17 protein-coding genes and 1 other annotated feature are annotated in these 17653 nt (G+C 40.6%); of the genes, 1 reads left to right on the forward strand and 16 read right to left on the reverse strand.

Going from position 1 to position 17653, the window contains the following annotated elements:
* Positions 1–13 precede the first annotated feature (13 nt).
* From ilvN to H625_RS0102655, 15 genes are all read right to left on the reverse strand, one after another.
* Positions 14–529: an acetolactate synthase small subunit gene (gene ilvN, locus H625_RS0102585; RefSeq protein ID WP_026858508.1), complete on the reverse strand. Its 516-nt coding sequence runs from the start codon at positions 527–529 to the stop codon at positions 14–16.
* Positions 517–2247 carry a biosynthetic-type acetolactate synthase large subunit gene (gene ilvB, locus H625_RS0102590; protein ID WP_026858509.1) on the reverse strand — a complete coding sequence of 577 codons (1731 nt, stop codon included), beginning with the start codon at positions 2245–2247 and terminating at the stop codon, positions 517–519. Before ilvB ends, ilvN begins: the two co-directional genes overlap by 13 nt.
* 72 nt (positions 2248–2319) lie before the next feature.
* Positions 2320–2557: a binding site (T-box leader), on the reverse strand.
* Positions 2558–2845: 288 nt separating this feature from the next.
* The gene (gene ilvD / locus H625_RS0102595; RefSeq protein WP_026858510.1) at positions 2846–4558 is read right to left on the reverse strand and encodes a dihydroxy-acid dehydratase; all 1713 of its coding nucleotides are present in this window, start codon (positions 4556–4558) and stop codon (positions 2846–2848) included.
* 24 nt (positions 4559–4582) lie between these two features.
* Complete coding sequence (locus H625_RS0102600; RefSeq protein ID WP_026858511.1) at positions 4583–5578, reverse strand: bile acid:sodium symporter family protein; 996 nt, start codon at positions 5576–5578, stop codon at positions 4583–4585.
* A gap of 243 nt (positions 5579–5821) precedes the next feature.
* Entirely contained in the window at positions 5822–6697 is an 876-nt protein-coding gene (locus tag H625_RS0102605) for a DUF4064 domain-containing protein (RefSeq protein ID WP_026858512.1), read from the reverse strand.
* Between the two features lie 51 nt (positions 6698–6748).
* The gene (locus H625_RS0102610) at positions 6749–7819 is read right to left on the reverse strand and encodes an ABC transporter substrate-binding protein (RefSeq protein WP_026858513.1); all 1071 of its coding nucleotides are present in this window, start codon (positions 7817–7819) and stop codon (positions 6749–6751) included.
* Positions 7816–8601 carry an ABC transporter permease gene (locus H625_RS0102615; RefSeq protein WP_026858514.1) on the reverse strand — a complete coding sequence of 262 codons (786 nt, stop codon included), beginning with the start codon at positions 8599–8601 and terminating at the stop codon, positions 7816–7818. Before H625_RS0102615 ends, H625_RS0102610 begins: the two co-directional genes overlap by 4 nt.
* Positions 8598–9398: an ABC transporter permease gene (locus H625_RS0102620; protein ID WP_026858515.1), complete on the reverse strand. Its 801-nt coding sequence runs from the start codon at positions 9396–9398 to the stop codon at positions 8598–8600. Before H625_RS0102620 ends, H625_RS0102615 begins: the two co-directional genes overlap by 4 nt.
* Positions 9399–10484 (reverse strand): ABC transporter ATP-binding protein, encoded by a 1086-nt coding sequence (locus tag H625_RS0102625; RefSeq protein WP_026858516.1) that lies wholly within the window; start codon positions 10482–10484, stop codon positions 9399–9401.
* Positions 10485–10551: 67 nt separating this feature from the next.
* The gene (locus H625_RS0102630; protein ID WP_026858517.1) at positions 10552–10827 is read right to left on the reverse strand and encodes a UPF0223 family protein; all 276 of its coding nucleotides are present in this window, start codon (positions 10825–10827) and stop codon (positions 10552–10554) included.
* A gap of 64 nt (positions 10828–10891) precedes the next feature.
* Complete coding sequence (gene lpdA / locus H625_RS0102635; protein ID WP_026858518.1) at positions 10892–12298, reverse strand: dihydrolipoyl dehydrogenase; 1407 nt, start codon at positions 12296–12298, stop codon at positions 10892–10894.
* A 5-nt stretch (positions 12299–12303) separates the two neighbouring features.
* Complete coding sequence (locus H625_RS0102640; protein WP_026858519.1) at positions 12304–13638, reverse strand: dihydrolipoamide acetyltransferase family protein; 1335 nt, start codon at positions 13636–13638, stop codon at positions 12304–12306.
* A gap of 25 nt (positions 13639–13663) precedes the next feature.
* The gene (locus H625_RS0102645) at positions 13664–14641 is read right to left on the reverse strand and encodes an alpha-ketoacid dehydrogenase subunit beta (RefSeq protein WP_026858520.1); all 978 of its coding nucleotides are present in this window, start codon (positions 14639–14641) and stop codon (positions 13664–13666) included.
* A 2-nt stretch (positions 14642–14643) separates the two neighbouring features.
* Complete coding sequence (gene pdhA, locus H625_RS0102650; protein ID WP_026858521.1) at positions 14644–15750, reverse strand: pyruvate dehydrogenase (acetyl-transferring) E1 component subunit alpha; 1107 nt, start codon at positions 15748–15750, stop codon at positions 14644–14646.
* 165 nt (positions 15751–15915) lie between these two features.
* Positions 15916–16545: a YkyA family protein gene (locus H625_RS0102655; RefSeq protein WP_026858522.1), complete on the reverse strand. Its 630-nt coding sequence runs from the start codon at positions 16543–16545 to the stop codon at positions 15916–15918.
* A 108-nt stretch (positions 16546–16653) separates the two neighbouring features.
* Between H625_RS0102655 and def the strand changes: the two genes are divergently transcribed.
* On the forward strand, positions 16654–17205 hold the full coding sequence (def, locus tag H625_RS0102660; RefSeq protein WP_026858523.1) for a peptide deformylase: 552 nt from the start codon (positions 16654–16656) through the stop codon (positions 17203–17205).
* A gap of 54 nt (positions 17206–17259) precedes the next feature.
* On the opposite strand, the gene H625_RS0102665 is transcribed toward def, so the two are convergent.
* A complete protein-coding gene (locus tag H625_RS0102665) occupies positions 17260–17532 on the reverse strand; it encodes a hypothetical protein (RefSeq protein WP_051238938.1) in 273 nt (90 codons plus the stop codon).
* Positions 17533–17653 lie beyond the last annotated feature (121 nt).

The following is a 17653-nucleotide window of genomic DNA, read 5'->3' on the forward strand; positions in this document are numbered from 1 at the left end:
TAAATATATTTTTTTAAACACTGAGTGTTTTTAAATCCTGTATGTTTTTCTGCTGTCCGCGTCTGAATGCTGTAACACCTGTGCGGGATAAATCTTTCAAGCCGTAAGGTGTCAGCAGTTCAATTAGTGCATCCACCTTATCCGGTTTTCCTGTTACTTCTATAATGAGTGAGTTTCTTGAAACATCGAGCACTCTTGCCCTGAACGGTTCGATAATACTCTGGATTTCACTTCTCGATGTACTGTTCGCTCCAACTTTAATCAAAGCGAGTTCTCTCGAGACAATTTTTGAATCAGTAATATCATCTACTTTCAGGATGTCGATTTGTTTGTGCAGCTGTTTAGTCAGCTGTTCCGAGCTTTTATCGTTTGCAATATCAACGACAATTGTCATCTTCGATATGCCCTCGGCTTCCGAGGCACCCACCGTAATACTTTCGATATTAAATCCTCGTTTGGCAAGCATTCCAGTTACTCTGTTCAGCACGCCGCTTGAGTTTTGCACTGTTAATGTGATTACTCGCTGCATTCTCTCACTCCTATCATTTCGTGATTTCCTTTTCCTGACGGCACCATTGGATATACAAGGTCAAGTTTTACAACTCTCGCATCGATTAATACCGGTTCATCTGAAGTCAGTGCTTCTTTCAGTTTTGCTGACACTTCATCTTCCTCGGTATATCTAAATGATTTAACACCGAAGCTTTCACCAAGTTTTACAAAATCCGGATTCGTCTGCATCAGTGATTCAGAATAGCGTTCGTTGTAAAACTTCTCTTGCCATTGTCTGACCATACCAAGCGCTTCGTTATTCACGATAACTACTTTGACCGGCAGACCGTACTGTTTCAATGTTGCAAGTTCCTGCATTGTCATCTGGAAACCGCCGTCACCGACAATGGCAACAACTGTCTTATCCGGAAATGCCAGCTGTGCACCGATAGCTGCCGGTAAACCGAAGCCCATCGTGCCGAGACCGCCGGAAGTAACGAAATGGTTCGGTTCTCTGAAGTTATAAAACTGTGCACTCCACATTTGATGCTGTCCGACATCTGTCGTTACTATCGCTTTGCCTTCAGTCGCTTCATATACTTGTTCGATAAACCACTGAGGCGAGATTAAATCTTCACTGCGTTTATACCATAATGGATTTTGTTCTTTATCAGCTTGTGTTTTATGTCTCCAGCTGTCGATTGTTTTCATCTTGCACTGTCCGCCGTTTAATAATTCAAGTGCTTCTTTCGCGTCGGCGACAACCGGTATTTGTGTTTCTATATTTTTACCAATTTCCGCGGGATCGATATCGATATGAGCGACTCTTGCATGCGGTGCAAAATCAGCAATTTTACCTGTCAGTCTGTCATCGAATCTTGCACCGATGTTGATTAATAAATCAGCATCGTGGATTGCCATATTCGCTGCATACGTGCCATGCATTCCTGCCATACCTAAGAAGTTTTTATCGTCAGCGTTAAAAGTTCCAAGTCCGAGCAGCGTAGATACTACAGGCAGATCATATTTTTTAATGAAGTCCCGCAGCTGCTCAGAAGCTTTAGCAAACTGAACACCTGCACCGGTCAGAACTACCGGACGTTCAGAGTTCTGCAGTGCTTCCAGTAAACGGTTGATCTGCAGCGGATTCGGTTTAGTTGTCGGCTGATAGCCCGGCAGGCGAATCGTATCATCTGCTGCTTCTTCTACGACTGCTTCCGAGATATTTTTTGGAATATCGACTACAACCGGACCTGGGCGCCCTGTAGTAGCGATGTGAAATGCTTCTTTAACAATTCGTTTTAAGTCTTTTACATCTGTTACCTGATAATTGTGTTTTGTAATCGGTGTGGTTAACCCGATAATATCCGCTTCCTGGAAAGCGTCTGTGCCGATAACTTTCGATGATACCTGGCCGGTAAATGCAACGATCGGCAGTGAGTCCATCATCGCATCGGTAATACCTGTAATTAAGTTCGTCGCACCTGGTCCGCTCGTTGCAATAACGACCCCCGGCTTACTGCTTACTCTGGCATATCCTTCCGCTGCGTGGATTAAACCTTGTTCATGTCTACAAAGAATATGTTTGAATGAACTCTCATGACGGTAGAGCGCATCGTAAATCGGAAGTACTGCACCGCCTGGATAACCGAAGACAGTATCTACTTCATGTTCCGCTAATGCTTCTACTAATAAGTCAGCACCTGTTTTTATATTCGCAATAACATCTTGTGAGTGTTCAACTTCAACCTTCATAATATTTCCTCCTTATAGCATAAACTTAAAATAAAAAAGCCCAAATCTCTCAAAGATCATTATAGTAATGATCAATGGGGAGAAAGGAGCTTTCACGGTACCACCCAAATTTATATACACATTTCTGTACATACCTCTGCAACTGGCATAACCAGTTAAAATCAATAACGAGTTTTAACCCGTCCCAGCCTACTTCTTTTCAGCCGGGCACTCAGGGATGAGATTCTTTACTGCTACATTCTGAGTTCGCACCAATCACTCAGTCTCTGAAAATGTTTTGCAGTACCGAAGTTCCCTTCAACGCTTTAAATTTAATATTTGAATTATTTGATTATTTAATTTTCTTAATGAATGTATAATACCCCGTATTTTCCTTAAAAGCAACAGTAAAAAGCCAATTATTTTAAATAGTCTAATATTTCTGATAATGTAATCGTTTACATTATTGATACGTACGCTTTTCATAAAATAAATGTTTTATACTCTTTTTACACGTTTTTAGATGAGTTGTTAAAACGAGAGAAAAACAAAAGAATCCGTACGTCTCTATTCGGGGAGAATTTGACGTACGGATTTTTTCATCTTTTTATTAAATTTATCAGTTTCTGCCCGGCAGATCATCCCTATTAAAGAAGTCTGTGATTGCACCCTTAGATGATGAAGAAACGATATGCGCATATTTACCAAGCACGCCTTTACTGTGAAGAGGCGGCAGCACTAAGTCTTTACGACGTTCTTTTAGTACTTCATCAGAAACATTAAACGACAGCTCTTTTGTATCCTGGTCTATCGTGACAATATCACCTGTTTGAATTAAGGCAACGTTGCCTCCGTCTTGTGCTTCCGGAGCGATATGGCCAACGACTAGTCCATGAGTCCCTCCGCTGAAACGGCCATCCGTTAAGAGCGCAACATCCTCACCGAGACCTTTACCCACAATCAAGCTCGATAGTGACAGCATTTCCGGCATACCCGGTCCGCCCTTAGGGCCAACATAGCGAACAAGTACTACATCGCCTTTAACGATCTCGTTCGCCATTACAGCTTCGATTGCTTCCTGTTCGTTATCGAACACTTTCGCTTCTCCGACGTGACGGCGTACTTTAACACCAGATACTTTTGCTACTGCACCTTCCGGCGCCAGGTTACCTTTAAGCACGATTAACGGACCATCAGCGCGTTTTGGATTTTCAAGCGGCATAATGACATCCTGTCCGGCTTTTAAATGTTCAACTTCAGCAAGATTTTCAGCGACTGTCTTACCTGTTACTGTCAGGCAGTCACCGTGAATATATCCTTTTTCGTGAAGATATTTCATAACACCCTGCACTCCGCCGACATTAAACAGATCCTGGAATACATATTTACCTGAAGGTTTTAAGTCAGCCAAATGCGGTACTTTCTCCTGGAAATCGTTAAAGTCATCAATTGTTAATTCAACTTCAGCTGCGTGAGCGATTGCTAACAGATGAAGAATCGCATTTGTCGATCCGCCGAGTGCGAGAACGACAGTAATTGCATTTTCAAAAGCTTCTCTTGTTAAAATATCTTTCGGATAAATTTCTTTTTCCAGCAGGTTAAGTACTGCTTTCCCCGCTTCATATACATCCTGTTCTTTTTCTTTTGTCACTGCAGGGTTGGATGCCGAGCCTGGGAGACTGAGTCCCATTGCTTCGAGCGCAGCAGCCATCGTGTTTGCCGTATACATGCCGCCGCATGCCCCCGGTCCCGGACATCCTGCACATTCTACTTTTTTGAGCTCTGCATCATCAATATCTCCATTATTCCATTTGCCGACACCTTCGAATACAGAAACAAGATCGATATCCTGGCCATTATGCCGTCCCGGTGCAATTGTTCCACCGTAAACAAATACAGCCGGGATATTCGTATTCGCTATAGCAATCGCACAGCCTGGCATGTTTTTATCGCATCCGCCAATTGCAACGAATGAATCAAAGTTCTGTCCCTGAACCATCGTTTCAATAGAATCTGCAATAATATCACGTGACGGTAATGAGAAACGCATTCCCGGTGTCCCCATTGCAATACCATCTGCGACAGTGATTGTGTTAAATTGAACCGGTACCCCGCCCGCTTCAGAAACACCTTCTTTAGCGAATTGTGCAAGGTCGTTTAAATGAATGTTACATGGTGTTGTTTCAGCCCAGTTGCTGACAACTCCAATTTGCGGTTTCTTAAAACTTTCATCAGTAAAACCGACAGCTCTCATCATTGCTCTGTTTGGTGCTTTTAATCCAATATCATCATATACATTTGAACGAATTCTTATATCTTTCTTCTCTGTCATAGTTGCCCCCGCCTTTTTAATCTTTTAAACTTCTGTTTGCTTAACTTCTTTATGTTCTTCTACTGTTTCCTTATCTTTTTTAGTTACATCTTTATCATTACCAAGTTTACTCAGCCAATTCGCTGCAAGTGAACCGGAAATATTGTGCCAGACACTGAATAGTGCTCCCGGTACAGCTGCGATTGGTGAAAAGTGTGTTGCTGCAAGAGTTGCTGCAAGCCCTGAATTCTGCATGCCCACCTCAATTGATAAAGTTTTTGTATCCCGTAAATCAAATCGTAATACTTTTCCAAGAAGATATCCGACTAAATACCCAAGTAAATTGTGGAGTATCACCACTGCAAAAATAAGTAAGCCCGAAGCAAGTATATTTTCAACGTTATTTGATACAACCGCAGTAATTACGCCGATAATCCCAATTACAGAAATTAATGGCAGGACTCCTATAGCCTGTTCAACTTTATTTCCGAGCAGATACTGTACTGCAACTCCAAGTGCAATCGGTACAAGTACAATTTGGATAATTGAAATAAACATTGCTGAGAACGAAACCGGCAGCCATGCACTTGCTAACAGCAGTGTCAAAGCCGGTGTAATAATCGGTGCAAGTAAAGTCGACACAGACGTTGCTGTAACCGATAATGCCATGTTTCCTTTTGCAAGGTATGTCATAACGTTACTTGACGTACCGCCCGGGGAACACCCGACAAGAATTACACCAATCGCAATTTCCGGCGGCAGCTGGAATAGAAAAACCAGTCCTACTGCAATAAGCGGCATGATTGTGTACTGTGCCACTACTAGAGTAATGACTTCTTTCGGCGCTGTTATCACCTGTTTAAAATCTTTTAATTTTAAAGTCAGCCCCATGCCGAACATAATAATTCCGAGCAGCAGATTTATGTATGGAGAAATCCACGTAAAACCTCCAGGAAGAAGAAAAGCTAATGCTGCGAATAAAATAACCCAGACAGCAAAAGTATTGCCTATAAATGTACTCAATTTGATTAAAGCCTTCACCTGAATCACTCCAATTCAATTCTTATTTAGTTATAACAGGTATCATAACAGAAATATTCAGATTTTAGAATATGGATATTTGATTATTTAATAAATTCAGATAACTCAATAATTATATAAAGTACTGCAGACATTGATATCATCGCGTTGTTATCGGTTACATAATCGATTAACATTTATGTGTAAAATTTTACAAAATAAAAACCGAAAGCGCTTTTTATGCTCTTCCGGTTCAATATTTTTTTACTTGCGGTTTCTGCGGTCAACGTTGTCTCTTCTCGTACGGGCGGGGTCTGCTCTGTCGATTTCATTTAAATCTTCCAGTTCAACGCCGCTGTTACGCTCGTATTCGCGCTCAGTCACCGGACGATTGATATTATTAGAATCGATATTATTATCTACAGCGTTCACTTCATCCTCATCGATGCGGCTGAATTTACGTGTGCTTTCAATATCGTCATTGTTAACATCATTATTATTGTCATTGTTATAACTGTATTCCGAATCTCTGTTCTGATGAACTTTAACATCATCGTCAACAGTCACTGTTCGGTGCTGTTCATGTTCATCTCTGTGATTCTGTTGCGGGCGGTAGTCGTTGCGCTCATCACGTGTATTGCTGTCATTACGCTCTTCACGCGGATAAGCCTTCGCCGGTTTCTCATTCTTAACTACTAAATCTTTACGTGCAAACAGCAGAATTGCTGCAATTACGAAAAATAGTGATGAAACTAAAGTAAATACTAATGGTGCTGCCAGGATAGCTGCAATCAGCAGTAAGATACCTGCTAAAATTCTGCGGCGCATATTCAATAGTCCGAGTATTGCAATGATTAAAGGTAGTGCAAGATACAGTGCTACCATCCAAAAGCTGCTTAGTCCTGAAATTGTCATATCGATGACAGCCTGAGGATCAACACCCTGAGTATTGATGCCCTCCATCTGAGATTCTACCTGATTGGTGATTTGCTCAATTTGAGCCGGGTCATTCATAGTAACTAATGAGAAAAACAAGATTCCTGCGGTAAATGCCAGCAGTATAAGCCAGCCAAGCCAGCCAAATATTCTTTCAGCAATACGGCTGACGGGTTTTACAGTCTGTGTGTATTCTTTAGCCATAATAATCCTCCTAAGTTGTCTTTAATTAGTTAATACCCATGTCACATTTTTTTAATCAAGTGACATTTTAAATTGTAAAAATAGCTCATTATAACGGCTGATCATCTCAGGTCCGAGATCTCTGTACATTTCCAGTGATTCAAGCTGTTCATCTTCCGGATAAAATCTCGTATCTTTACGGACTTCTTCGTCCATCAATTCAAGTGCCGCAGTATTCGGCGTGGCATAGCCCACCCACTCGGTGTTCACTGCAGCAATTTCACTGTCTAAGAGAAAATTGATAAACTGATAAGCACCGTCAGTGTTCTCCGAGTTTTTCGGAATGACCATTGCATCAAACCATAAATTAGAGCCTTCTTTTGGTACAGTATAATTCATTTCGTCATTTTCCCGCATTATATCCTGTGCCATACCGCTCCACACAACAGCAACCTGTGCTTCGTTCTCCGTCATCATCGAGGCAATTTCATCGCCGACGATTCCCCGGATATTCGGTGACAGCTGGATTAATTTATCCGCTGCCGTTTGCAGCTTTTCATCATCCGTCGTGTTTAGCGACTCACCCATACTGTTTAATGACATGCCGAGTACTTCTCTCGCACCGTCCACCATCAGTATTTCATTTTCCAGTGATTCATCCCATAAAGTATTCCACGTTGAAAATTTGAGTTCCGGTACAATTTCTTCATTATATAAAATTCCTACTGTACCGAAAAAGTACGGAACTGAGTATGCAGTAATTTCTTCGGGCATTCTCGATGAAATATCATTATCTATATTTTTAGCATTTGGAAGTCTGCTGTAATCGAGCGGAATAATTAACTGATCTTTAATCATTTTCTCAACAGTATATTCGCTTGGAAAAATAACATCATATGGTGTGCCTCCTTGGTTAACCTTAACCATCATCGCTTCATTTGAATCAAACGTTTCATAGACAACACGTATTCCTGTTTCTTCATAGAATTTCTCGAGCAGCCCCGGGTCGATATATTCTCCCCAGTTATAAACATAAAGTGTATTACCATCATTATTGTCTGACTGTTCCAGCAGATTTGCAGTTACGAGAAGTATAATTCCAGCTGTCAGTGATACCGCAATTAGACTGATAAAAGTTTTCATAGCACCTTCTCCTTTTTCAGCTGTTTATGTGTACTGAGAAGATAGTAAATAAATACAAGTGCGAACACAAATAAGAAAATCAGTGTCGACACGGCATTGATTTCTAAAGAGATACCGCGTCTTGCCATTGCATATATTTCTACTGACAGTACAGAAAATCCGCTGCCGGTGACAAAGAATGTTACCGCGAAGTCATCGAGTGAATAAGTCAGTGCCATAAAGAACCCTGCAATAATACCCGGATTAATATATGGAATAATAACTTTAAGTATTATTGTTTTGTAATCTGCGCCGAGATCTCTCGCAGCATCGACCAGCGAATGATTCATATTATACAGCTTAGGAAGAATCATAAGTACAACGATTGGCACTGAAAAAGCAATATGAGCCAATACCACACTGACAGATCCGAGAGAAATTCCTGCGAGCGTAAATAAAATGAGCAGTGATGCACCGATAATGACATCGGGTGAAACGATCATAATATTATTGATGCTGAGCAATATGCGTCTTGTACTGTTTTTAACATTGTACATAAACAATGCACCGCCGAGACCGATTAATACTGCTGCAGCACTAGAAATTAATGCAACAGCCAGCGTATTAATTATAATAACGATGAGTCTCTGGTTCGTAAAAACACTTATATAATGTTCCAGTGTAAAGCTGTCGAAACTGCTCATATTACCTGCACTGTTAAACGAGTAGAACATTAAATACAGTATCGGAAAATACAGCAGTACGATAACAATCAGTAAGTATAAATGAGAAAGTTTCTTCATATTTTATTCACCCGCTTTTTACTGCTGCCTCCGGTGAATATCATAACAATCAGCATCATTAAAATTAAAAACACGCCAATCGTCGAGCCCATCCCCCAATTTTCATTCGTTAAAAACTGCTGTTCAATTGCAGTGCCGAGAGTAATTACTTTATTACCTGTAATCAGCCGCGTAATCATAAACAAGCTTAAAGAAGGAATAAATACAACCTGTACACCTGTTTTCACGCCTTCGACAGACAGCGGCATAATGACTTTAAACAGTACTTCCGTCCGGCTTGCACCGAGATCCCTTGCAGCATTCAGCAGATTATTATCGATATCGTCAATCGCATTAAATACCGGCAGCAGCATAAACGGCATAAAAATATACACACTAACAATGATAAATGCCGCGTCGCTGAACAGCAGCTGAAATCCTCCAATATTTAACCATCCTGCAATACCGTTTACCACACCATTACGCCCGAAAATACCAATGAACGCATATGTTTTCAGCAATAGATTGATCCATGTCGGCAGGATTATAATCAACAGCCACATCGTTTTGTTAGACGTCATTCTTACAGCCAGCGCAAGCGGATAACTGACGAGTAGTGTGAAAATTGTAATTAAAAATGCATACCAGAACGATGAGACAGTCATCTTTATATAATTTCCCGAAAAAAATTCTGCGTAGTTATTAAGAGTAATATTACCGGAGAAGTCCAAAAAACTGTAGCCTGCCATCAGTAAAAGCGGTGTTATGACAAACACCAGCATCCAGATAAAATACGGGACAGCAAGTAACCGTCTCATCTACTGGTCCTCCTGGAAAGATTCAAGCCGCTCGTTAAATTCATCTTCATCTTCACCTGGAATCATGATATGAATATCTTCAGCATTAAAGTTCAATGCGACTCTGCTACCGATTTCAGCATTTTTTGTCGAATGAAGCACCCACTCATAACCATCTTCATCGATGCAGCAAATTTCGTAGTGTACACCTCTGAATAACGCAGAGTCTACAGTGACATTTAGTTTTCCAAGATTATGGTCAACGATATAAATATCTTCGGGTCGAATCATGACATCAACTGGTGTTCCCGGTAATATACCTCCGTCTATACAGGCATAAGTACGATTGTAAATATCAACCTTCTTATCTTTAACCATCGTTCCTCTGACAATATTAGATTCACCGATAAAATCAGCAACGTATCTGTTTAACGGTTCATCATAAATATCTTTTGGAGTACCTGCCTGTACGATTTCGCCTTTTTGCATCACGATAATTTCATCGCTCAGCGCCAGTGCTTCCTCCTGGTCGTGCGTTACAAAAATAAAAATAATACCCAGTCTTTTTTGCATTTCTTTCAGTTCATACTGCATATCGACACGCAGCTTTTGATCGAGAGCAGAGAGCGGTTCATCAAGCAGCAGTATATCCGGTTCATTAACAACAGCACGTGCAATTGCGACACGCTGACGCTGTCCGCCGGATAACTCACTGATATCACGGTATTTATACTCCATTAAATTCGTCAGTTTTAACACTTCATGAACTTTATCATCAAGCAGTTTTTTGCAGGTTTTTTTCACTCTTAAGCCAAAAGCAATATTGTCATATACATTTAAATGCGGAAACAGCGCATAATCCTGAAACACTGTATTTACTTTTCTTTTATTCGCATCGACATTATTCATTTTTTTATTTTCGAAAAAAATCTCACCGCCGGTTGGATGAATGAAACCGCCGATGAGTTTTAATATAGTTGTTTTGCCGCAGCCTGACGGCCCTAATATTGTATAAAACTTACTGTTTTCAAATGTGTAATTTATATTATGAAGTATTTTGTTTTCGTCATATGATTGCGTAATATTGTGAAGCTTAATAACTGTCATAACTGACCTCCCTTATAATCATTCAATTTATTATATGCGAGGATATTACTGTATGACAATCTTTATTTTACGGCTTAATTATGTCCGCCGGTTCTGCATCTTTAAGCTGCTTAATCAGCAGATAAGGAACTTTTCCGCTGACTTTTTCATATTCTTTGAATAGTGTTTTCTCTTCAGATTTTGACGGCACAATTTTTTTAAAGTCATGGTATGCTTCTTCAAACTTTCCTACCAGCACGCCTTCTTCATAACCTATTTCAACTGCTTGATAAAATGACATTACATGCAGTATTTCTTCAGTGTTCCAGTCATAATCCAATGGATATGAGTATTCATTGTTCATAATTTTTACCTCCAAATAAAATAAAGGCCAGAGTGATTAACCCTGACCTTTAAAGTTTATAAAATTACATTGAGTGAATTGGACGGCCTAGAGCAACTTCCGCTGCCTCCATCGGAATTTCACCTAATGTCGGATGCGCGTGAATTGTTAACGCGATATCCTCAAGTGTCATACCAGTTTCAACTGCAAGACCAAGTTCAGAAATTATATCTGAAGCGCCGTTACCTGCAATTTGAGCACCGATAACAAGTCCGTCTTCTTTACGTGCTACAACTTTAACAAAACCGTCTGTTTTGTTAAGTCCAAGCGCACGTCCATTTGCCTGGAACGGGAACTTGCCTGTAACAACTTCGATATCTTTGTCTTTAGCCTGTTTTTCGTTGTAACCGACCGTAGCCAATTCAGGTTCAGTGAAGCAGACAGCAGGCATAGCGATGTAATCAACTTCTGATTTCTCACCAGCAATTGCTTCCGCTGCAACTTTACCTTCGTAGCTTGCTTTGTGAGCAAGTGGAAGTCCGTCAACGATATCACCGATTGCATAAATATTTGAAACGCTTGAACGTGACTGTTTATCAACTTCGATTAAACCGCGTTCAGACATTTTAATTCCTAATTCTTCAAGACCAAGCTCATCAGTGTTCGGTCTGCGTCCTACTGTAACCAGTACGTAGTCTGCTTCGACTTCATGAGTTTCATCTTTTGCTTCGTAAGTTACTTTAACGCCGTTATCTGTCTCTTCAGCAGATTTAGCCATTGCTTTAGTAACAATTGTAGCGTTTTTAGATTTAAGATTTTTCTTAACAAGCTGAGTCATCTGTTTTTCAAAACCGCCTAAAATGTCAGGTGTTCCTTCAAGAATCGTCACTTCTGTACCGAAGTTGGCATAAGCTGAACCAAGCTCAGTACCGATATATCCGCCGCCGATCACAATAAGTTTCTCTGGCGCTTCTTCAAGTGCCAACGCACCAGTAGAATCTAAAACACGGCCGCCGAATTTAAATCCTGGAATTTCAATCGGACGTGAACCTGTAGCGATGATTGCATTTTTAAACTCGTAAGTTTGTGACTGCTTATCATCCATTACTTTTAATTTGCCGCTGTCTACAAAGTAAGCTTCACCTTTAACAACGTTGACTTTATTGCCTTTTAAGAGCATGTCAACACCGCCGACAAGTTTGTTTACTACGCTGTCTTTAAACTCCTGAACTTTAGAGAAGTCTAATTTAACGCCTTCAGTAATAACACCCATATCTTCAGAATTTTGAGCTTCCTGGTAACGGTGTGCTGATGAAATCATTGCTTTCGATGGGATACACCCAACGTTTAAACATACACCGCCGATATTACCTTTTTCTACTAGTGTTACACTCTGGCCAAGCTGTGCTGCACGAATTGCAGCGACATAGCCGCCGGGACCTGCACCAACTACAATTGTATCTGTTTCAATAGGAAAATCTCCAACTACCATTTTAACTACCCCTCCATTAATAATAAATCTGGATTATTAAGCAGACGCTTAATATGATTTAAAGCATTTTGAGCTGTTGCGCCATCGATTTGTCTATGGTCGTAACTAAGTGATAGTGCTAGAACACGTGCTGCGACAATTTCGCCGTCTTTAACAACAGGCTGTTCTTCAATTCGGCCAATACCTAAGATAGCAACTTCCGGCTGATTGATAACTGGTGTAAACCATTTGCCGCCTGCTGATCCAAGATTGGAAATCGTTACAGAACCGCCCTTCATCTCTTCAGATGAAAGCTTACCGTCACGTGCTTTTGTAGCCAGTTCGTTTATTTCATCAGAAATTTCGAACATTGAAAGTTTGTCTGCATCTTTTACAACAGGTACTACTAGACCTTTTTCAGTATCTGCCGCAATACCTACATTATAGTAATGTTTTTGAATGACTTCAAATGTTTCATTATCAATTGAAGTGTTTAATTCAGGATATTTCTTAAGTGCCGATACAAGAGCTTTAACTACGTAAGGCAGGAATGTTAATTTAACATTCTGTTCTGCTGCGATTTCTTTGAACTTCTTGCGGTGATCCCACAGTGCATCGACTTCAACTTCATCAATGTGTGTAACGTGAGGAGATGTGTGTTTAGAATTAACCATTGCTTTCGCAATCGCTTTTCTCATACCGCTCATCTTCTCGCGAGTTTCCAGTTCACCTGTCTGCTGTTTAGCCGGTGCTTGTTGTGCAGTTTCAGAAGCTGCTGCTGAATCATCAGCAGACGCTTTTGTCTCTGTTGGTTCAGCTGATTCAGAACCGAAGTTTTCGATATCTTCTTTAAGAATACGGCCATTTTTACCTGTGCCTGTTACTTCTTTAATATTAACATTATTTTCGCGTGCAAATTTACGTACAGACGGCATTGCAATAACTATCTTATCGTTGTCTGACGTGTCTTTATCCGCTTGTTTTTTTTCTTTATTTGGAGATTCTTCAGACACCTGTTCCTCATCAGCAGGTTTCGCTGCATCATCAGTCGGTTTTTCTGAAGTTTTTTCAGCTTTTTCTTCAGGCTGTTCTTCAGTTTCTTCTGCAGATTCTGAATCTTCACTGCCGTCGTCAATAGTAACAATGGTCGTACCGACTGTAGTGACTTCGCCTTCTTCGATATGAATCTTAGAAACAGTTCCATCTACAGGAGATGGAATTTCTACGACTGCTTTATCGTTTTGAATTTCTACCAATACATCATCTTCATTAATCTTATCGCCTTCAGCAACTAGCCATTTAGCGATTTCCCCTTCGTGAATTCCTTCACCGATGTCCGGGAGTTTAAATTCAAATGCCATAATTATTCCTCCTATATATTAGACTTTAGAAATCCAGAACTTCTTTTGCACGTTCAATGATATCATCTTTGTTCGGTAACCAGACGCTTTCAGCCTGTGTGAACGGATAAACTGTATCCGGCGCTGTTACGCGTTTAATCGGTGCTTCAAGGTGCAGAATCGCACGCTCTGATAGTTCAGATACAACGTTAGCTGCAACACCAGCCTGGCGCTGTGCTTCCTGAATCATTACTGCTCTGTTAGTTTTCTTAACAGATTCGATTAATGTGTCATAATCTACAGGCGATACTGTACGGAGGTCGATTACTTCAACGCTTACGTCTTCTTTTGCAAGTTCTTCTGCAGCTTTCATTGCTTCCTGAACCATAGCGCCGTATGCGATTAAAGTAATATCTGTACCTTCTTGTTTCACACTTGCTTTACCGATTTCAACTTCGTAGTCCTCTTCAGGAACGTCTTCGCGGAATGAACGGTATAGTTTCATGTGCTCAAGGAAAATAACAGGATCATTTGAACGGATAGCTGAAATTAACAGACCTTTAGCATCTACAGGGTTTGACGGAATAACTACGCGTAAACCAGGAGTTTGAGCCATTAATCCTTCTAATGAGTCAGCGTGAAGCTCTGGTGTGTTAACTCCCCCGCCGAATGGTGCGCGGATAACGATTGGTGCTGATTTAGATGCACCTGAACGTACTCTGTGGCGAGCAATCTGACCTGCAATGCCATCCATTGCTTCGAACAGGAAACCGAAGAACTGAATTTCAATTACCGGACGGTAGTCTTCTAAAGTTAAGCCTAGGCCTAATGACACGAGGCCGCTTTCTGCAAGTGGAGTATCAAATACACGGTCAACGCCGAATTCTTCCTGCAAACCTTCTGTTGCACGGAATACCCCGCCGTTTACGCCTATATCCTCACCAAAAACAAGAACATTCTCATCATTTTTAAGTTCTGTAGCCATAGCATTAGTAATAGCTTGAATCATCGTCATTTGTGCCATAATTATTTAGACTCCTTTCCTTTATAGTACTCATACTGCTCTTCTAAGTTAGATGGTTTTACATCGTACATAAGATCCATCAGCTCAGTAACAGATTGTTTTTCAGTTGCATCTGCTTCTTTAAGTGCAGCCTTAACATCTTCTTTAGCTTGTTCAATTACTTTTTCTTCTTGTTCTTTAGACCACAATTTTTTGCCTTCTAAATAAGTGCGGAAACGGACAATCGGGTCTTTTTTCTCCCAGTCAGTATCCTCATCAGAAGTTCTGTATCTTGTTGGATCATCTCCCGCCATCGTGTGCGGTCCGAAACGGTAACACAACGCCTCAATAAGTGTCGGGCCGCCTCCTTCTACTGCGCGGTCGCGTGCATCTTTAGTCGCTTTGTACACCGCAAGTGGATCCATACCGTCTACAAGAACGCCCGGGATACCAGCTGCTACAGCTTTTTGAGCAAGTGTTGCAGCTTTACTCTGCAATTCTCTCGGTGTAGAAATTGCGTAGTTATTGTTCTGGATAACGAAGATTGCCGGTGCATTGTATGCTCCTGCGAAGTTGATTCCTTCATAGAAGTCACCTTGTGAAGTTCCGCCGTCACCAGTATACGTAATTGCTACGTTTTCTTTACCGCGTTTTTTAAGGCCGAGTGCCACGCCTGCGTTTTGTACATACTGCGCGCCGATAATAATCTGCGGGCTTAGTGCATTAACGCCTTCAGGGAACTGGTTTCCTTTATAATGTCCGCGTGAGAATAAGAATGCTTTAGTCAGCGGCAGGCCGTGCCAGATTAACTGAGGTACATCGCGGTAGCCCGGAAGTACATAATCCCCTTTTGATAATGCATAGTGACTCGCAATCTGCGATGCTTCCTGTCCAGCTGTTGGTGCGTAGAATCCTAAACGTCCCTGACGGTTAAGTGCCGTCGAACGCTCATCTAAAACTCTAGTCCAAACCATTCTCGTCATTAATTCAACGAGTTCCTCATCAGATAATTTTGGATCCATGTCTTTATTGACGATTTCGCCTTTTTCATTCAAAATCTGAAGCATTTCAAATTTAGCTTCTATCTCTGAAAGAACATCAACTGGATTAAATTTCTTATTTGCTGCCATGTGTGTTCACAATCCCTTCTAATTTGTTTAGTAATTAACTTCATTTTATCATACTACTGTTCTAACAGTAAAACATATACAGGTATAACAGAATGGAACAGAGCTGTCATGTCAGCGTTTTCATCAGTGATACAGTTATAACTGTTATAGTAACACTTTAAATTCTTAGTTATTTTCAAGTATTTGCTCTATTTCACCTTTTAACCGGTTAATCTTTTCTGTTTCAGCTGCAAAACTCTCAGATGCTTCGTTAATCGGCTCGCTGTATTCGGCAATTTTATTTAAATGCTCATCAACTGTGTCCTGCGTAATTTCTGTTTTCCCTAAATACTCAAACAGCATCTGTTCCGCTTCGAGGGCCTCTGTATATGTATCCGTCATCGTTTCATGTGCATCAAAACGTGCGTTCATAGCCGCTACTAATGAGTCAGCTTCTTTTTTATACTCTTCATTGGAAATATCTTCCGCCGCTTCGCGCGCATCTTCAAATGCTTCATTAGAATCTGCGATCAGCGTACGTTCTTCTTCCAGCAGCTCCAGGCGTTCTTTAGTATTCGTCTGAAGTTCATCGCTGATGCTGTTAATTTCTTCTATATCAGCATTGTTCAGTTCTTCCTGCAGTGCTGCCTTTGTGCCTTCCAGTTCATTATATTGTTCGTTTAATTCAGCAAGTCCCTGCTCTTCACCGAGACTGCCGGTGAATTCATCATAAAAATCATTCAGCTCAGATTCAGCATTGCTGCACGCACTTAAAAACAGCGCTGCACTGCCTAATAATAAAATAAATTTCTTCACTTGAAATGTACCCCCAGGTTATTTAAAATTTTATCAGTATTTACAATACCATTTTAACTCAAATATAATGTATAATAAACCGAGTGTTTGAAACAAGGAGGTTTTATCATGCTGACTATGGACGATATTGTGCGCGACGGTCATCCGATGCTGCGTAAAAAAGTAAGCGAAGTGGCAGAAATCGATGCACAGACAATAGCAGAATTAAAAAGTATGAGAGAATATCTAATCAACTCACAGGATCCTGAAGTGAGCGAAAAGTACTCACTCAGACCAGGTGTCGGACTTGCCGCACCTCAAATTGGTCTTGATAAGCGTATGCTCGCAATATATGTTGAGGATGAAGATGGTAATCCTGAATATGATTACATGCTGATTAACCCTAAAATAATAAGCCATTCAGTAAATGAAACTTATTTACCCGGCGGTGAAGGCTGCTTGAGTGTTGACGAAGACATTGAAGGCATTGTTCAGCGTAAGAAACGCATTCGTGTCAGTGCTGAAACAATCGACGGAGAAAAAATCGAGATTAAAGCAAAAGGCTTTTTAGCTGTAGTACTGCAGCATGAACTCGATCATCTTAATGGCGTAATGTTTTACGACCATATCGATAAAAATGAACCTTTCGAGCCGCATGACAATGCACAGCCGCTCGACTAATTCTGCAGAAAAAAAGACGGTGTCTGTATAATTACAGGCACCGTCTTTTTAAAATTAAATAAATTCATCTTTTCTGATGTTATAATCGATATTTTTTTCACGCAGTTTACCGAGCAGCATATTCATCTCTTCTTCATTAAGAAAAACAGGGTCTTCTCCGTGAGGCATATACATATCTGTATTGGTATCCGCACCGCTGCTGTAATCAGCATATACATAGTTCATAACGACCTGTTCTCCGCGAACATTGAACTCAATTCCGGTAAACATTTTATCACTTCTGATCATTTCATTCTTAACCTTCGACATAATCTGTTCTATCTTCACAGTTTCCCCTCCCTTGATACTATTATAAAGTCTTTGCAAGTACCGAGTCTATATTGTAAAATGAGATTAAGTATATAAGGGTGTGATAGTATGCTGAGAAGGTTACGTGAGAAACTGAAGA

This window comes from Jeotgalicoccus psychrophilus DSM 19085 (assembly GCF_000425845.1).
Classification (GTDB): domain Bacteria; phylum Bacillota; class Bacilli; order Staphylococcales; family Salinicoccaceae; genus Jeotgalicoccus; species Jeotgalicoccus psychrophilus.

Excerpts from the sequence above, each read along its gene's own strand:
- def (WP_026858523.1), top strand. The coding sequence starts at position 16,654 with ATGCTGACTATGGACGATATTGTGCGCGACGGTCATCCGATGCTGCGT.
- lpdA (WP_026858518.1), bottom strand. The coding sequence starts at position 12,298 with ATGGTAGTTGGAGATTTTCCTATTGAAACAGATACAATTGTAGTTGGT.
- H625_RS0102625 (WP_026858516.1), bottom strand. The coding sequence starts at position 10,484 with ATGACAGTTATTAAGCTTCACAATATTACGCAATCATATGACGAAAAC.
- H625_RS0102630 (WP_026858517.1), bottom strand. The coding sequence starts at position 10,827 with ATGAACAATGAATACTCATATCCATTGGATTATGACTGGAACACTGAA.
- ilvN (WP_026858508.1), bottom strand. The coding sequence starts at position 529 with ATGCAGCGAGTAATCACATTAACAGTGCAAAACTCAAGCGGCGTGCTG.
- H625_RS0102645 (WP_026858520.1), bottom strand. The coding sequence starts at position 14,641 with ATGGCACAAATGACGATGATTCAAGCTATTACTAATGCTATGGCTACA.
- H625_RS0102620 (WP_026858515.1), bottom strand. The coding sequence starts at position 9,398 with ATGAGACGGTTACTTGCTGTCCCGTATTTTATCTGGATGCTGGTGTTT.
- H625_RS0102615 (WP_026858514.1), bottom strand. The coding sequence starts at position 8,601 with ATGAAGAAACTTTCTCATTTATACTTACTGATTGTTATCGTACTGCTG.
- H625_RS0102640 (WP_026858519.1), bottom strand. The coding sequence starts at position 13,638 with ATGGCATTTGAATTTAAACTCCCGGACATCGGTGAAGGAATTCACGAA.
- ilvB (WP_026858509.1), bottom strand. The coding sequence starts at position 2,247 with ATGAAGGTTGAAGTTGAACACTCACAAGATGTTATTGCGAATATAAAA.
- pdhA (WP_026858521.1), bottom strand. The coding sequence starts at position 15,750 with ATGGCAGCAAATAAGAAATTTAATCCAGTTGATGTTCTTTCAGAGATA.
- H625_RS0102605 (WP_026858512.1), bottom strand. The coding sequence starts at position 6,697 with ATGGCTAAAGAATACACACAGACTGTAAAACCCGTCAGCCGTATTGCT.
- ilvD (WP_026858510.1), bottom strand. The coding sequence starts at position 4,558 with ATGACAGAGAAGAAAGATATAAGAATTCGTTCAAATGTATATGATGAT.
- H625_RS0102610 (WP_026858513.1), bottom strand. The coding sequence starts at position 7,819 with ATGAAAACTTTTATCAGTCTAATTGCGGTATCACTGACAGCTGGAATT.